Origin of the sequence: Burkholderia sp. AU33423, from assembly GCF_002223135.1 — a bacterium.
Classification (GTDB): domain Bacteria; phylum Pseudomonadota; class Gammaproteobacteria; order Burkholderiales; family Burkholderiaceae; genus Burkholderia; species Burkholderia lata_D.
The window spans coordinates 751,875-766,864 of sequence record NZ_NKFH01000004.1; the positions used below are offsets into that span (position 1 = coordinate 751,875).

A 14,990-nucleotide genomic window follows, 5' to 3' on the forward strand; every position below is an offset into this window, starting at 1 on the left:
GCCTGCATGCGGGGAGAGCAGTCATGAACCGGTTTCTTTTCAAGTCGATTTCGGCGGCGTGCGCCGCCGTCTTTCTGACTTTCGGCCAGGCCGCCTTCGCGGCTTCGGCGGCGGGGAATGCGCAGGCGGCGTCGGCCGCGCGCATGGACGCGGCGCAGATCGCCGCGCGCAATGTCGCGGCGCGCGGCGGGTTGCAGGCGTGGCGGGCGGTGTCGACGCTCAGGATGACGGGCCAGCTCGATGCGGGCGGCAAGAAGAACGTGAAGCTGCCGTTCACGCTGACGCTGAAGCGCCCGCGCAAGAGCCGGCTCGAGATCCAGTTCGAGCAGCAGACCGCGCTGCAGGTGTACGACGGTTCGCAGGGCTGGCTCGTCCGGCCGTACCTCGGCCGCAACGACGTCGAGCCGTATACGCCGGCGCAGCTCAAGTCGGCCGCGTCGTCAGCCGAGCTCGACGGCCCGCTGATCGACTACGCGAACAAGGGCACCACGATCGAGACGCTCGGCACGGAGCAGGTGGAAGGGCACCGCGCGTACGTGCTGAAGCTGACGACGAAGGACGGCGCGACGCGGCGTCTGTGGGTCGACGCGTCGAGCTTCCTCGAACTGAAGATCGACGGCGAACCGCGCGTACTGGATGGCAAGACGCATAGCGTCGCCATCCTCTATCGCGATTACCGCAAGGAGAACGGGCTGGTCATGCCGCACACGCTCGAGACCGTCGTGAGCGGCGTCAGGCAGACGCACCGGATCACGATCGAGCACGTCGCGCTCAACGAGACGGCCGACGACGCGCTGTTCGGCAAGCCGCCGCTCACCGTCGCCCGGGTGGCGAGTCACCCGACGGACAGCCCGACGAGGTGACGGCCATGGGACGGATCGGATCGTGGGTGCTCGCCGGCTGCGCGATGGCGGCCCTGTGCGCGTGCGAGCAATTGCCGGGACAGGGCCTGACCGCAGACCAGGTCGTCGAGAAGAACATCGCGGCGCGAGGCGGGCCCGATGCATGGCGCAAGATCCAGACGATGGTCTGGTCGGGCCATGTGGACAGCCCGAACGCGCCCGTGCGCGACATGCCGTTCATCCTCGCGATGAAGCGGCCGAACAAGACGCGCTTCGAACTCACCGTGCTCAACCAGAAGGCCGTGCGCGTGTTCGACGGCCGCGAAGGCTGGAAGCAGGGCGCGAGCAGCGGGGCGAGCCTGCGGCCGTATACGCCGGGCGAGCTGACGTCCGCGCGCGACGAGCAGGTGATCGACGGGCCGCTGGTCGACCATGACGCGAAGGGCATCGGCGTGGCGCTGGACGGCGTCGAATCGCTCGGCGGTCACGACGCGTACCGCCTCGCGGTGAAGCTGCCATCCGGCGCGGTGCGCCACGTGTGGATCGACAGCCATACGTTCCTGGACGTGAAGGCCGACCGCGTGGTGCGCGGGCCCGCCGGCCCGATCACCGTGGAGGTGAACTACAGCAACTTCAAGCGCATCGACGGCCTGCAGATCCCGATGAAGATCGAGAGCGGCACGGCCGCGGCAGCGACCAAGGACACGCTGTTCATCGACAAGGTGTCGCTGAATCCGCCGCTCGACGACGCGATCTTCGCGCGGCCCGCGTCGCCGGGCGGACGCCGTCCGGTGGCGATCGATGCGAACGCGTGGCCGATACTGCCCGGCGTCGGCGGGCCGACGGCCCGGCCATGAACGGCATTCGGGGGCGGCTGCGCGCCCTCGCGCGGGTGTGCCTGCCGGCGTCGCGCAGGCAGCTGGCGCGGTGGATGGTGCTGGCCGTACTGGGCGTGAGCGCAGGGCAGGCGCTCGGCGACGAGGCGGCGGCGCCCGCCGTGCCGACCGCGTCGGCCGTCTCCGCCGTGTCCGCTGCTGCCGCGCCGGCGGACGCGGGCGCGGCGATCTACCAGCGCGGCATCCTCGGTTCGGGCGCGCCGCTCGAAGCGATGCATCAGGACGGCGTGCGCCTGCGCGGTGCCGCGGCCGCCTGCATCAATTGCCACCGGCGCAGCGGCCTCGGTGCGAAGGAAGGCAACAATACGATCCCGCCGATCACGTGGCGCTACCTCGTGCATCCTCGCGCGCAGACCGGCGAGGATCTCGACATTCCGTACGTCCCCGGCATGCGCACCGATCGCGAACCGTACACGGAAGAACAGCTCGCGCGGGCCGTGCGCGACGGGATCGATTCGGAGGGCCGGCCGCTCGCCGGGCTGATGCCGCAGTATGCGCTCGACGATGCCGACATGGCCGCGCTGAGCGGGTATCTGAAACGCCTCGACCGGCGCCGGCTGCCGGGCGTGACGGACACGGTGCTGCATTTCGCGACGATCGTCACGCCGGACGCGGACCCGGTGAAGCGGGCGGGCATGCTCGACGTCCTGCAGCACTACTTCGCGGACAAGAACGCGTTTCCGTTCGGCACGACGCCGCCGCTGCGCTCGACGCGAAAAATGATGTTCATGGTCAATCGGCGCTGGGAACTGCATGTCTGGTCGCTCACCGGGCCGCCGGACACGTGGCATGCGCAACTGGACGCGTATCTCGAGCGGCAGCCGGTGCTGGCTGTGGTGTCGGGGCTCGGCGGCCGGAACTGGGCGCCGGTCCACGACTTCTGCGAAGCGGCGGCCGTGCCGTGTCTGTTTCCGAACGTCGAAGTGCCGGTCGAGACCGATCGCGATTTCTATTCCGTGTACTTCTCGCGTGGCGTGCTGCTCGAGTCGGACCTGATCGCGAAGCGCATCCTGGACGAAGCCGGCGCGCGGCCGGTGAAGACGGTATGGCAGGTCTATCGCGCGGGCGACAACGGCGAGCGCGGCGCGCAGGCGCTGGCAGCCGCGCTGAAGGCGCGCGGCATCGCGGTGTCGAATCACGCGCTCGCGCCCCGCGACGGCGTCGCGCACGCGTTGCGCCGCATGCCGAGCGACGACGTGCTCGTGCTGTGGCTGCGGCCGCCCGATCTCGCGGCGCTCGACCCTATGCCGCCCGCGTCGGACACGGTGTTCGTGTCGGGGCTCCTCGGCGGGCTCGACAGCATGCCGCTGCCGACGAGCTGGCGCGGCGTGACGCGCGTCGCCTATCCGTTCGATTTGCCCGAGGGGCGGCGCGTGCGCGTCGACTACGCGTTCGGCTGGTTCACGATCCGGAAGATACCGATGGTCGCGCCGCAGGTGCAGGCGGATACCTATCTCGCGTGCGGCCTGCTCGCCGAAACGCTGAGTCACGTGGTCGATTCGTTCGTGCCCGAGTATCTGGTCGAGCGCATCCAGGACATGCTCGAACGCCGCATCCTGACCGGCTACTACCCGCGCCTGACGCTCGCGCCCGGGCAGCGCTTCGCGTCGAAGGGCGGCTATATCGTGCGGTTCGCCGGGCCGGACCGCACGAAGATCTCCGCCGACGGAGGCTGGATCGTTCCGTGAACGGCGGTACGCGCCTGCGGATGGAGTGGGGATCAGACCGCGTATGGAGGGAGTCGCCCCATGTCGGTTCCGATGCGTGCTTCGCACAATGAAGTCATCGCGCGACGTTCCGATGTCGCGCCGGAGTATCGCGGCAAACGATGCGGGGAGGGAAATCGTCATGACAACGTTCCTGGCCGGCCATGATGCGCGACATCGCCGGGCATATCGCGGCTGGCTGGCCGTGCTCGCGGCGCTCGCGTTGCTGCAGGCGTCCGTCGCGCACGCGCTGCCGATCTTTGCGCGCCAGACCGGGCAGAGCTGCGTCGCTTGCCATGCCGGCGGACAGTTTCCTGAACTCACGCCGTACGGGCGCATGTTCAAGCTGAACGGCTATACGTTGGGCGAGCGCACGATTCCGCTCGCCGCGATGGCCATCGGCGACCTGAGCACGACACGGGGCAACAGCGACGCCAACGGCAACCCGATCAATCCCAAGAACGCGCTGCCGATCTTCGATTTCGCGAGCGTGTTCCTCGCCGGGAAGATCACCGACAAGATCGGTGGATTCGCTCAGTTTACCTATACGAACTACGATCACCAGAACGACAGCGGCAAATGGAAAGGCCACTGGTCGTCGGACAATACCGACTTCCGCTTCGTCGACCGGATCATGTCCGCCGGGACCGATCTGATCCTCGGCTTGACGTTGCACAACAACCCGACCGTGCAGGACGTCTTCAACACCGCGCCGGCCTGGGGTTATCCGTACATCGCGTCCACGATCAGCCCGGTCGCCAGCGTTCCGGCGCTGCCGGTGCTCGAAGGGAGTCTTGCGATGCAGGTGGTCGGCATGGGCGGCTACCTGTACTGGAACAAGACGGTTTATGCGGAGCTGACCGCCTACAGCACGGCCGACGGCATCTGGTCGTTCCTGAGCCACGGCAACCACGAGGGCAACCCGGACCACCCGCAGGTCTATCTGCGCGGCTACAACCCGTATGCGCGCATCGCGCTGACGCGCGAATGGGGCCCGCACAGCCTGATGGTCGGCGCGTTCGGGCTGAGCGTCGACATCTATCCGAACGACCCGAACAACTTCCCGATCTTCGGCACGGGCGTGACACGCTATCGCGACTACGGTTTCGACACGCAGTACCAGTACCTGCTGGAGCCGCACACGGTCACCGCGCAGGCGCGCTACGTGCGCGAGAACATCCACGACCCGAACAACTTCGTGCTGGGCGACAGTGCGGCGGCGCGTCTCGATTCGCTGCGGCTCAAGGCGTCGTACATCTACCAGAACAAATACGGCGTGAGCCTGTCGTTCTTCAATACGACCGGCACGGCGGACAGCACGCTGTATTCGGGCAGCGCGAACTTCCATCCGAACACGCAGGGCTGGACGCCGGAGATCTTCTGGATACCGGTTCAGTACGTGCGGATCGGCTTGCAGTACACGCATTTCACGCGGTTCCTCGGTGCGGCGACCAACTACGACGGCGCGGGTCGCAATGCACGGGACAACGACACGCTGTTCCTGTACCTATGGGTCGCGTCGTTCTGACTTCCCGGCCGGCGTTCCCCGTTCGCCAGGCCGACTGGAGCACGCGCAGCGAGCGGGTGGCGCGCATCTCGCATCGCGTGTCGATGCAGATGCGCACCGTTGCCGAACGGAATCGGTTCGCGCGGCGTCGGAAATTGCGGCAAGGAGGTGCCTGACATGAACAAGGTGGCCCATATCGTCTCGCTTGCGCTGGTGCTGGCCGGGGCGGGTTGCCACGACCTGGAGCGGTCGCGGCAGGTCGACAACCCGGCCGTGTCCGGCAAGACCATCGCGCTGCAGGTGTGCTCGAACTGCCACGGCGCGACCGGTGTGTCGGTGTCGCCGATGTTTCCGAAGCTGGCCGGACAGCGCAAGGAATATCTCGTCGATCAGTTGAACGACTTCAAGCATCACGCGCGCGCCGATCCGAATGCGAAGCGCTACATGTGGGGCTTCACGCATCTGACCGATGCGCAGATCGACCAGCTCGCGGATTATTTCTCGAGCCAGCCTGCGGCGCTCGGCGAGGTCGGCGATCGCTTGCTCGTCGACACGGGCAAGGCGATCTTCGTGTCGGGCCTGCCGGACAAGGGCGTCGCGGCCTGTATCGGGTGTCATGGCCAGCATGGCGAGGGCATGAGCGGGTTTCCCCGTCTCGCCGGCCAGCACGCGGACTACGTGCTGAAGCAACTGAGGATCTTCCGGGAAACCGACACGCGGCCGCGCGGCGCGATCATGAAGTCGGTGTGCTCGAACATGACGGAGCAGGACATGCGCGCCGTCGCGGCATTCGTCGAGGCATTCCCGGCGGAGGCCAGCGTACCGGCGAACCCGCCGGAAGTCGGTGCATCGACGAGCCCGATGGAAACCGGCGTATCGACGAACGCGCCGGAGGTGGGTGCACCGATGAACGCGCCGGAGGTGGGTGCATCGATGAACGAGCCGGAGGCCGGTGCACCGACGAACGCGCCGGAGGCCGGTGCACCGACGAACCCGCCGGCTGATCAATGAGCAAGCGCCGCCGAATCGGCGTCGCAGGCGGCACGTGCCGCGCGGCGGGCAGGCGGCCGGCGCCGGCTGTGATCATTTAGGCGTTTCGTCTCCCCCGGGGCGGGGCGCCTCTTTTTCTTCCAACCCTGCGCAGTTCCATTCCGGTGAATGCCATGAAAGCGATGCAATCCTCTCGCGGCGATGCGGCTTCCGTTGCCGCGTCGCCGTATCGGCAAACAGGTGCGTTGCGGGAGGTTCGGGCAGTCGATCTGTTCGACGACCGTCCGTTCCTCGCGCGCCTGTCGCTGCTCGACTGGCTGTTCGCACTGGCGCTCGTGGTGGGCGCGGGCTATGCGCTCGTGCACTACAACGCGCACATGGATGACTACGACAAGGCGGTGATGATCGGCGCCGTGCCGGCGCTCGTCGCGCTCGGCTGGCGCTGGAAGCCCGCGCGGCTGATGATGGCGTCGATCGCCGTGCTCGCGCTGCTGTCGATCCAGATCTACCAGGGCGATCTCGCGCGCGCCGATTCGGCGTTCTTCCTCAAGTACTTCCTGTCGAGCCAGTCGGCCATCCTGTGGATGAGCGCGCTGTTCGTGCTCGCGACGATCTTCTACTGGATCGGCTTGCTCGCGCGTTCGGAGTCGGGTTCCGCGATCGGCCAGAAGCTCACGTGGGTCGCCGTGCTGATGGGCTTCACCGGCCTGATGGTGCGCTGGTACGAGTCCTACCTGATCGGGACGGACGTCGGGCACATTCCGGTGTCGAACCTGTATGAAGTGTTCGTGCTGTTCAGCCTGATCACCGCGCTGCTCTATCTGTATTACGAAGGCCACTACGGCACGCGCGCGCTTGGCGCGTTCGTGCTGCTGGTGATCAGCGCGGCCGTCGGCTTCCTGATGTGGTACTCGGTCGCGCGCGACGCGCAGCAGATCCAGCCGCTCGTGCCGGCGCTGAAGAGCTGGTGGATGAAGATCCACGTGCCGGCGAACTTCATCGGCTACGGCAGCTTCGCGCTGTCGGCGATGGTGTCGGTCGCGTACCTGATGAAGGCGCGCGGCGTGCTCGCCGATCGCCTGCCGACGCTCGACGTGCTCCACGACGTGATGGTCAAGTCGATCGCGGTCGGTTTCGCGTTCTTCACGATCGCGACGATCCTCGGCGCGCTGTGGGCCGCCGAAGCGTGGGGCGGCTACTGGAGCTGGGACCCGAAGGAAACCTGGGCGCTGATCGTGTGGCTCAACTACGCGGCGTGGCTGCACATGCGCCTGATGAAGGGCCTGCGCGGCACGGTGGCCGCATGGTGGGCGCTCACGGGCCTGCTCGTGACGACCTTCGCGTTCCTCGGCGTCAACATGTTCCTGTCCGGGCTGCACAGCTACGGGCAGCTCTGAAACGCGCGCGACGGCTTCTACCGTGTTCTACCCATGCACTTCGGCGAGCACTACCACTACAAGCCGGACGCGTGCCGGACCAGAATGTCCGAAGGGGGGATCGCCGCATTGCGCGGTGACGTAGGAGGAACCATGAGACGGGTCTACTTTCTGTTGCCGACGACGCAATGCGCGCAGTCGATCGTCGGCGAGTTGCTGTCGCTGCGAATCGAGTGGCGACATATCCATTGCCTCGCCAATCACGATGTGATGCGCGACGGGTTGCCGGAGGCCACGCTCGTGCAACGCAGCGATCTGCTGCCGTCACTCGCGCGCGGCACCGCGGTCGGCTTCGGGACCGGCATGCTGCTCGGGCTGCTCGTGCTGGCGTTCCCGCCCGACGGTTTGCGGATCGGCGGCGGCATCGTCGTGGCGATCACGCTGTTCGGCGCGGCCTTCGGCGCATGGGTGGCGACGATGATCGGTGTCGACGTGCCGAGCACGCGCCTGAAGCGCTTCGAGGACGGCATCGAGCACGGCGAATTGCTGATGATGATCGACGTTCCGACCGACCGCGTTCACGAGATCGAGGACGCGATCAAGCTTCATCATAGGGATGCGCATCTGCAGGGCGAAGATCCGACCATCCCGGCATTTCCCTGATCGTCTCTCGACCCGTCGGCCGGTGTCACGCCGGCCGCCATCGCTCGGTGACGCCGGGCCGCGGATCGTACGCGCGTCGCGGGCGGCATCGCGTGCCGCCCGCGTTTCAGTTCGCGGCGAGGAGCCGTTTGTAGCGCGCCAGGACGCGCGGCACGTACTCGCGCGTCTGCGGAAACGACGGAATGCGATAACCGGCCCGAATCACGGCGTTCTCCCCGGCGTTGTAGGCAGCGAGCGTGAGTTCGACGTTTTCCTTGAACAGGTCGAGCAGGAAACGCAGATACCGCGCGCCGGCCAGCACGTTGTCGCGCGGATCGAGCATGTCGCCGCCCGAGAAGCGCCGCGCCGTTTCCGGCATCAATTGCATGAGCCCGCGCGCGCCTTTGTCCGAGACCGCCTTCGGGTTGTATCCCGATTCGACGTCGATCACCGCGCGAAGGAGTTCGGGCGGAACGTTGAACGCCGCGCTTGCCTCGGTGATCACGTCCGCGAACGACGACGCGACCGCCGATTTCGGCGCGGCATGCTTCACTGCCGATGCGGCCGGACCGGGGGCCGCGACGATCACTTTCAGATTGGCCGTGCCGGGCTCGTTGGTCAGGACGATGACGCCATTGTTCGCCACCGTGCCGTAAATCTGCGCGTGCGCGACGCCGACGCACGACCATGCCGAGCCGATTCCCACGCATGCGGCAACGATGGCTTTGCTCAATCCGGATGAAGGGTGGCGGTGCATCTTTCTGGCCTCCTGCATCTGCATTGTCGTGGCCGTGCCGGCTCATCGACAATGGGGCACCCTCCTACACTTCGACGCCCGGGGCCATACGCGGCGGCAGCGCTGCAAAAGTGTTACACAAGTAATGATCGGTAGCGCACAGTAATTGACAGAAGTTGACGATCCTTACGCGCGACGATTGTTTTTTGCTCAACGCAATCGTTGCTCAAGAAGAAATCTTTTCGCGCGCGACGAAAGCGATTGGATAGTCGCGCCATCCGTAGTCGTACGGATGCGTCGCACAACGCTGAATCGATGCAACCCTGAAACATTTCCTGCTACCGCGGGGCTATTCCGCACGTGTATGCCGGCGCGGGGGGCTGGCGCGTGGCGCGCTGGCGCGATCCTTGCGGGCACAACGGGCATGGCCGGACAACCGCCATCGGACCGGACCGATGAAATGATTGAAAGCAGTCCGGCACCGTGCAACGAGGCATTGATGTCCAACGCGCGGGAATACTTGGGGGAAGTCGTGAATACTAAATATCGAGTGGTCATTGCAGAGGATCACGATCTGCTGAGAAACGGGCTCCGGTCGATGCTTTGCGCACAGGGGGATTACGAAGTCGTCGGAGAAGCGCGGGACGGCAAGGAGGTCTGCCATCTGGCCATGACGCTCGCGCCGGATCTGATCCTGATGGATCTGTCGATGCGCGGGATGAACGGCATCGATGCGAGCGCGACGATCAAGCGTCGAATGCCGACCATCCGGATCGTCGTGCTCACGGTCCACCAGAACGAAGAGTATGTGCGCGAGGCGCTGCGGGCGGGCGTCGAAGGCTACGTGCTCAAGGACGTTTCGTTTGACGAATTGCTGCTCGCCATGCGCATGGTCATGCAGGGGAAGAAGCACCTGAGCGCGGATGTATACGGCTACATGGTCGACTCGTTCGTGACGGGGCGCGAAATGCCTGCGCCGAAAAGGGCTTGGGACATCCTGACCGCGCGTGAACGTAGCGTACTGAAACTGATCGCGGAAGGGCGTACCAACCGGCAGGTCGGCCTGTACCTGAACCTGAGCCCGAAGACGATCGAGAAGTATCGGGCGAGCATGATGCACAAGCTCCATCTCGCGAATCTGACGGAACTGGTGCTCGTCGCGATGAACATGGGTCTGTTGACCACGCTCGCGGCGAAATGCGCGGAGCCGAACGTAGACGACGTGCTGACGCACCCGGTCGTCGACGCAGGGGTGGTTGAGGGTGCCGTCGTGCGGCTGGATGACTATCCGGCGGGCGGCGCGAAGCGCTGAGCGCGGCTGGCGCATCAGACCGGCCAGGTGGCCGAGACGCGTGTACCCGTCGCGGCGGATGACCGGATCGCAAGCGTGCCGCCGTGCGACTCGATGCGGTGCTGCATGCCGATGAGCCCGAGCCCCGCCGCGCGCGCGTCGTCCGTCGAGAGCGGATGACGCTCGTAGCCGACGCCGTTGTCGTCGATCGTCAGCAGCAGGCCGCCCGGATCGTGTTGCAGGCCGAGCACGATTTCGGTTGCCTGCGCATGCTTGACGACGTTGTGCAACGCTTCCTGCGCAACTCGGAACATGTCCGCCTTCAGATGATCCGGTATGTCGTCGTCGTCGACGTTGCAATTGAACTCGACCGACAGCGGGTTCGCGTCCCGCTCGATGCGCTGGCAAAGCGAAGCGAGCGCGGCCGGCAGCCCGAGCCTGTCGAGCATCGGCGGCTTCAGTTCGCCGCAGATCTGGCGCACTTCGCCGATCGTTTCGCGGATCCGCAACACGGCGACGTCGAGCAGATTCGTCGCGTCGGCAATCTCGCCTCGGCGGATGCGCATGAGCGCGTCCTCATTCATCAGCTTGATGAGCGTCAGCGCCTGGCCGAGCCCGTCGTGCAATTCCGCGGCAAGCCGATGCCGTTCCTTCTGTTGGCCCATCAGCATATAGGTGTGGAAGGCATGCACGCCCGTATCGTTTGCCGCAGCGCCGCGCCGTTCGGGCTCGGGGGGCGGCGGTTCCTCGAACAGCGTCAGCGACAGGCCGGTGCCGGGCAGCACCTGCTGATGTACGACGAATCGCGCGGGATGGCCGCTTCGCCCGCTGAGCATGGCCGCGAACGAATGCTGCGCAAGGGCGCTGTTCCTCGACAGTTCATTCGTCAGTTCGGCGTGGGCGTCGTCGGGTGCCAGTTCGACCAGGTGCCGGTGGACGAGCTCGGTGGTCGTGTAACCGAACAGCGCCGCGGCGCTGCGATTGACCGCCAGGAAGGTTCCGTCGCGGTCGAGAATGGCAAGCGCCGCGCCACGCGCATCGGTGACGATACCGGTGCCGCGATCGTCGGGACGCACGGCACCGCGCAGCTTGCGCATCGCATCGATCAGGTCGAGCAGCCTGATCCGTGGCTCTTCGGGCTGGTGTTCAGTCATGGTAGCTCCCGATGCGCAGTTTTCAGGAAACCGTAAGGTTTCGGTCATTCTAGGACGTGACCGACTCCGGCCGCAACATGGGGATTTCGCGCGTAATGCATAGGGCCATCCCTTACGCATGCACTGGCATTCCAGCCAAGCGGACATGTCCTACCGGCCATTGGGGGGCGTCATCCCATGACGCTTGCGATCAACTTCATGACACTGCATTGACGAGGCACGGAATTATCCGGCGCCTGCACTCGTGTCAGGGAGGCTGGTATGAACAGGATCGCAAGATCGACGATGCGCGCATGGGTGATCGCGGGCGCTGCGCTTGCCACGACGCCCGCGTGGTGTGCGCCCGATGGCAGCGAGATCATGAACGCCGGCGGTGGCGCCGCCGAGGGCGCCGTCGCAAACATGAGCGCCATGCAGGATGCCGCGCCGGACGCCAGCGAAAGTCCGATGGGAATGGACATGCAGAAAGGTGTCGAAGAACCGGTCAGGACCGCCGTAGATAGCGCCGCCGACGCTGCGCCGCCCACCGCGGAGCACGCGACGGAGCCGGCCATCGCGCCTGCTGCTGCGCCTGTTACCGGACCCGCCGCGGAGCCTGCCACCGAGCACCCCGCAGAGCACCCCGCAGAGCACGCACCGGCCGCACCCACCGGGAGCGAGGTGAGCAAAACCGACTCGCACATGACCGAGGTCGCGACCGAAGCCGCCGGCATGCACATGCATCACGCCGTGATGCCGGGCACCGTGCACACGATCGTCCGGTATGCCGAGCCGTCGGTCCAGCTCGTGCGCGACGACGGTCAGGCCGTTTCGCTGGTCAAGGAGCTCGACGACGGCCGCCCGGTGTTCCTGACGTTCATCTACACCAGTTGCACGACCATCTGCCCGATGGTCAGCCAGACACTCGAACAACTGCAGGGCGAACTCGGCGCCGACCGCGACAAGGTGCACATCATGTCGATCTCGGTCGATCCGGAGGCGGACACGCCCGAGCGGCTCCGGACCTACGCGGCACGCTTCGGTGCCGGCCCCGAATGGCAGCACTACACCGGTACCGTCGATGCGAGCGTTGCGGCTCAGCGCGCATTCAATGTGTATCGCGGCGACAAGATGAATCACACGCCGGTGACGTTCGTGCGGGCCGCGCCGGGCCAGCCGTGGCTGCGTATCGACGGCTTCGCGACGCCGACCGAACTGCTCGCCGCCTATCACGATGTCGTCGCGTCCAATTAGGTGCCACGTTTCTGCAAGGGAGCGTCGAAATTGGATAACAAGCACCGCGTGCTGATCGTCGAGGACCAGCATCTGTTACGCGTCGGCCTGAGTCATCTGGTTTCCGAGTTGGCCGACTACTGCATCGTCGGTGCGGCGAGCGGCGGGGTCGAGGCCTGCCGTCTCGCCGAGAAGACGCGGCCCGACCTGATCCTGATGGATCTATCCATGCCGGGCGGCAGCGGCTTCGAAGCGATCGCGACGATCAAGCGCGACGCGCCGCATACGCGGATCATCGTCCTCACGGTCCATCGCAGCGAAGACAACGTGCGCGAGGCGTTCTTCGCCGGCGCCGACGGCTACGTGGTCAAGGACTCGCCGTTCGCCGACCTGGTTCGCGAGATGCGTTTCGTGATGCAGGGAAAGTGTGTGGTCAGCCTCGACGCGTATCGTGCCCGCGCCGGCCTGCACGGGCTGCACGACGCGAGCGCGCACAAGGCGCGATTGTGGAATGCGCTGACCAATCGTGAGCGCACGGTGTTGCGGCTCGTTGCCGAAGGGCACACGAGCCGGCAGGTCGGCGAGTGCCTGAAGGTCAGTCCGAAAACGGTGGACAAGCACCGTGCCAATCTCATGCGCAAGCTCGGCATCGTGAACCTGACCGGCCTGGTCCACTTCGCGATCGACATCGGCGTGCTCGCGCTGAACGACGACGACCGTGTGTGAACACCCTCCATTGACGCATGGCGAAACTGGAGGGGATTTACCCACAGGGATGGACGGCACTCCCTACTTCTGACCCGTACCGACGCGAGCAAGAATGCAATCAACGGCATCGGCGGTGCCGATGCCGCGGGTCGATACAGGGAGGGAGCCGTGAGCCACGAATCGTTCTCGATCCCGGCCGCCGGGGGGGCGGACCAGCGGCAGCGTGTTGAACGACGCGTGTGCCGCGCGTACGCGAGTCGCGGCTTCACCTTGCTCGAGCTGCTTGTCGTGATGGTCATCATCGGGTTGCTGGCAGGGCTCGTGGCGCCACGGTATTTCGAACAGGTCGGCAAGTCGAACGTGAAGATCGCGCGTGCGCAGATCGTGTCCCTCGGCCAGGCGCTGGATCAATACCGGCTCGACGTCGGCTCCTATCCCACGACCGAGGAGGGGCTGGATGCGCTCGTGAACAAGCCGCAAAACGCATCGCGGTGGAGTGGTCCCTATCTGCAGAAAACCGTTCCGGCCGATCCGTGGGACCGGCCCTATCAGTATCGCTCGCCGGGCGAGCACGGCGACTACGACCTGTTTTCGCTGGGCAAGGACGGACGCGGCGGCGGTACCGGCGAGAACGTGACGATCTCGTCGTGGTAGCGATGCGTGGCGCGGCGGCCGTGCCTGTCGCGAGCCGTGCGCAAGGAGAATCGACGTGAAGTTCGTGCTGCGTGTTTTCGATACGAATGGCCTGGTCCAGACGCTTCGCGTCGACAGCGATTCGCCGGCCAGCGCGACGGCGCTCGCACGTGCGCGCGGCCTTCGCGTCGTGTCGGTGAACGCGGACGCACGGCGGCAACGGCGCGGCACGGGCCGGCTAGGCATGCCGGGCGGGCGGTTCGACGTCGAGATGTTCGCGCGCGAACTGGCGGCGCTGCTCGATGCCGGGGTCGGCGTCGTCGACGCATTGCGCACGCTCGGCGGCAACGTGCGGCGCGAGGCGTCCGCGCAGGTCTATCGCGACCTGCTGCGGCGACTGGAGGAGGGGCTGTCGCTGTCGGCGGCGCTCGAGCATGCGAGCCACATCTTCCCGCCGGTGCTGGTCGCGTGCGTCAAGGCGAGCGAGCAGACCGGCGGCCTGGCCGGCAGCCTGACGCGTTACTCGCGCAATAGCGCGACGCTTCACGAGCTGCGCGGGCGCGTCGTGTCGGCCGCGATCTATCCGACGGTCCTGCTTTTCGTCGGCGCGGCCGTCGTGCTGTTCCTGCTCGGCTTCGTCGTGCCGCGATTCGCGACGCTCCTCGAACACAGCGGCCGCGAACTGCCGCTGATGTCGAGGCTGCTGATGGCGTGGGGCGCCATGGTGCACGCGCACGGCACCGGGCTGGGCATCGGCCTCGCGGTGCTGGCCGTGGTGACCGGCATCGCGTTGCGTCGGCCATCGCTGCGGATCTGGATCGCCGATCGCCTGCTGGCGCTGCCCGGCATCGGGCAACACTTCCGCGTGTTTCGCCAGTCCCAGTTCTATCGCACGACGGCGATGCTGGTGGACGGCGGTATTCCCGCCGTGCGTGCGTTCGACCTTGCGCGCGGCCTGGTCGGCCGGGCGGACCAGGCCGCGCTCGCGGGCGCGCTGCAGCAGGTCCGCAATGGCGCGAGGATCTCCGATGCGTTCCAGCAGGCCGGCCTCGCGAATGCGATCGGCTATCGCCTGCTGACGGTGGCCGAAAAAACCGGCGGCCTCGGGCCCGTGCTCGATCGGATCGCCGCGTTCCAGGAAGCGCAGGTGTCGCGCACGATCGATCTGATCTCGCGACTGATCGAGCCCGTGATGATGATCGTGATCGGCGTGGTGATCGGCGGCATCGTCGTGCTGATGTACCTGCCGATCTTCGAGATCGCGTCGAGCATCCAGTAGGCCGCTCAGGAGACACGC

General features: G+C 66.3%; 14 protein-coding genes. 12 read left to right on the forward strand and 2 right to left on the reverse strand.

What is annotated here, in order from left to right; translation table 11 throughout:
• Positions 1-23: 23 nt before the first annotated feature.
• The 7 genes from CFB50_RS06190 to CFB50_RS06220 all read left to right on the forward strand — a co-directional run bounded on the left by CFB50_RS06190 (position 24) and on the right by CFB50_RS06220 (position 7,980).
• Entirely contained in the window at positions 24-863 is an 840-nt protein-coding gene (locus CFB50_RS06190) for an outer membrane lipoprotein-sorting protein (RefSeq protein ID WP_174945747.1), read from the forward strand.
• A gap of 5 nt (positions 864-868) precedes the next feature.
• Positions 869-1,699: a hypothetical protein gene (locus CFB50_RS06195; protein ID WP_089445254.1), complete on the forward strand. Its 831-nt coding sequence runs from the start codon at positions 869-871 to the stop codon at positions 1,697-1,699.
• Positions 1,696-3,426 (forward strand): c-type cytochrome, encoded by a 1,731-nt coding sequence (locus CFB50_RS06200; RefSeq protein ID WP_089446042.1) that lies wholly within the window; start codon positions 1,696-1,698, stop codon positions 3,424-3,426. The genes CFB50_RS06195 and CFB50_RS06200 overlap by 4 nt, the downstream gene beginning before the upstream one ends.
• A gap of 160 nt (positions 3,427-3,586) precedes the next feature.
• Complete coding sequence (locus tag CFB50_RS06205; RefSeq protein ID WP_089445255.1) at positions 3,587-4,972, forward strand: cytochrome C; 1,386 nt, start codon at positions 3,587-3,589, stop codon at positions 4,970-4,972.
• A 156-nt stretch (positions 4,973-5,128) separates the two neighbouring features.
• Positions 5,129-5,962, forward strand: a complete 834-nt coding sequence (locus tag CFB50_RS06210) for a c-type cytochrome (RefSeq protein ID WP_089445256.1) — start codon at positions 5,129-5,131, stop codon at positions 5,960-5,962.
• Between the two features lie 152 nt (positions 5,963-6,114).
• Positions 6,115-7,338, forward strand: a complete 1,224-nt coding sequence (gene ccsB / locus CFB50_RS06215; protein ID WP_089445257.1) for a c-type cytochrome biogenesis protein CcsB — start codon at positions 6,115-6,117, stop codon at positions 7,336-7,338.
• A gap of 132 nt (positions 7,339-7,470) precedes the next feature.
• Complete coding sequence (locus CFB50_RS06220) at positions 7,471-7,980, forward strand: DUF1269 domain-containing protein (protein WP_089445258.1); 510 nt, start codon at positions 7,471-7,473, stop codon at positions 7,978-7,980.
• 106 nt (positions 7,981-8,086) lie between these two features.
• Here CFB50_RS06220 and CFB50_RS06225 read toward each other — a convergent pair whose 3' ends face one another.
• Complete coding sequence (locus CFB50_RS06225) at positions 8,087-8,716, reverse strand: transglycosylase SLT domain-containing protein (protein ID WP_089445259.1); 630 nt, start codon at positions 8,714-8,716, stop codon at positions 8,087-8,089.
• A gap of 511 nt (positions 8,717-9,227) precedes the next feature.
• Between CFB50_RS06225 and CFB50_RS06230 the strand changes: the two genes are divergently transcribed.
• Positions 9,228-10,007: a response regulator gene (locus tag CFB50_RS06230; protein WP_089446043.1), complete on the forward strand. Its 780-nt coding sequence runs from the start codon at positions 9,228-9,230 to the stop codon at positions 10,005-10,007.
• A 14-nt stretch (positions 10,008-10,021) separates the two neighbouring features.
• Here CFB50_RS06230 and CFB50_RS06235 read toward each other — a convergent pair whose 3' ends face one another.
• Positions 10,022-11,260 carry a sensor histidine kinase gene (locus CFB50_RS06235; RefSeq protein ID WP_256978751.1) on the reverse strand — a complete coding sequence of 413 codons (1,239 nt, stop codon included), beginning with the start codon at positions 11,258-11,260 and terminating at the stop codon, positions 10,022-10,024.
• Between the two features lie 540 nt (positions 11,261-11,800).
• Between CFB50_RS06235 and CFB50_RS40405 the strand changes: the two genes are divergently transcribed.
• The 4 genes from CFB50_RS40405 (at position 11,801) to CFB50_RS06255 (ending at position 14,972) form a co-directional block, all read left to right on the forward strand.
• Positions 11,801-12,373 (forward strand): SCO family protein, encoded by a 573-nt coding sequence (locus CFB50_RS40405; RefSeq protein WP_373452951.1) that lies wholly within the window; start codon positions 11,801-11,803, stop codon positions 12,371-12,373.
• A 30-nt stretch (positions 12,374-12,403) separates the two neighbouring features.
• The gene (locus CFB50_RS06245) at positions 12,404-13,078 is read left to right on the forward strand and encodes a response regulator (RefSeq protein ID WP_069247548.1); all 675 of its coding nucleotides are present in this window, start codon (positions 12,404-12,406) and stop codon (positions 13,076-13,078) included.
• A gap of 219 nt (positions 13,079-13,297) precedes the next feature.
• Positions 13,298-13,714 (forward strand): type II secretion system major pseudopilin GspG, encoded by a 417-nt coding sequence (gspG, locus tag CFB50_RS06250; protein WP_069249251.1) that lies wholly within the window; start codon positions 13,298-13,300, stop codon positions 13,712-13,714.
• Positions 13,715-13,769: 55 nt separating this feature from the next.
• Positions 13,770-14,972 carry a type II secretion system F family protein gene (locus CFB50_RS06255; protein ID WP_089445263.1) on the forward strand — a complete coding sequence of 401 codons (1,203 nt, stop codon included), beginning with the start codon at positions 13,770-13,772 and terminating at the stop codon, positions 14,970-14,972.
• Positions 14,973-14,990 lie beyond the last annotated feature (18 nt).

Coding starts and splice junctions, on each gene's coding strand:
- CFB50_RS06190 (WP_174945747.1), top strand. CDS start 24: ATGAACCGGTTTCTTTTCAAGTCGATTTCGGCGGCGTGCGCCGCCGTC.
- CFB50_RS06195 (WP_089445254.1), top strand. CDS start 869: ATGGGACGGATCGGATCGTGGGTGCTCGCCGGCTGCGCGATGGCGGCC.
- CFB50_RS06200 (WP_089446042.1), top strand. CDS start 1,696: ATGAACGGCATTCGGGGGCGGCTGCGCGCCCTCGCGCGGGTGTGCCTG.
- CFB50_RS06205 (WP_089445255.1), top strand. CDS start 3,587: ATGACAACGTTCCTGGCCGGCCATGATGCGCGACATCGCCGGGCATAT.
- CFB50_RS06210 (WP_089445256.1), top strand. CDS start 5,129: ATGAACAAGGTGGCCCATATCGTCTCGCTTGCGCTGGTGCTGGCCGGG.
- ccsB (WP_089445257.1), top strand. CDS start 6,115: ATGAAAGCGATGCAATCCTCTCGCGGCGATGCGGCTTCCGTTGCCGCG.
- CFB50_RS06220 (WP_089445258.1), top strand. CDS start 7,471: ATGAGACGGGTCTACTTTCTGTTGCCGACGACGCAATGCGCGCAGTCG.
- CFB50_RS06225 (WP_089445259.1), bottom strand. CDS start 8,716: ATGCACCGCCACCCTTCATCCGGATTGAGCAAAGCCATCGTTGCCGCA.
- CFB50_RS06235 (WP_256978751.1), bottom strand. CDS start 11,260: ATGCGTAAGGGATGGCCCTATGCATTACGCGCGAAATCCCCATGTTGC.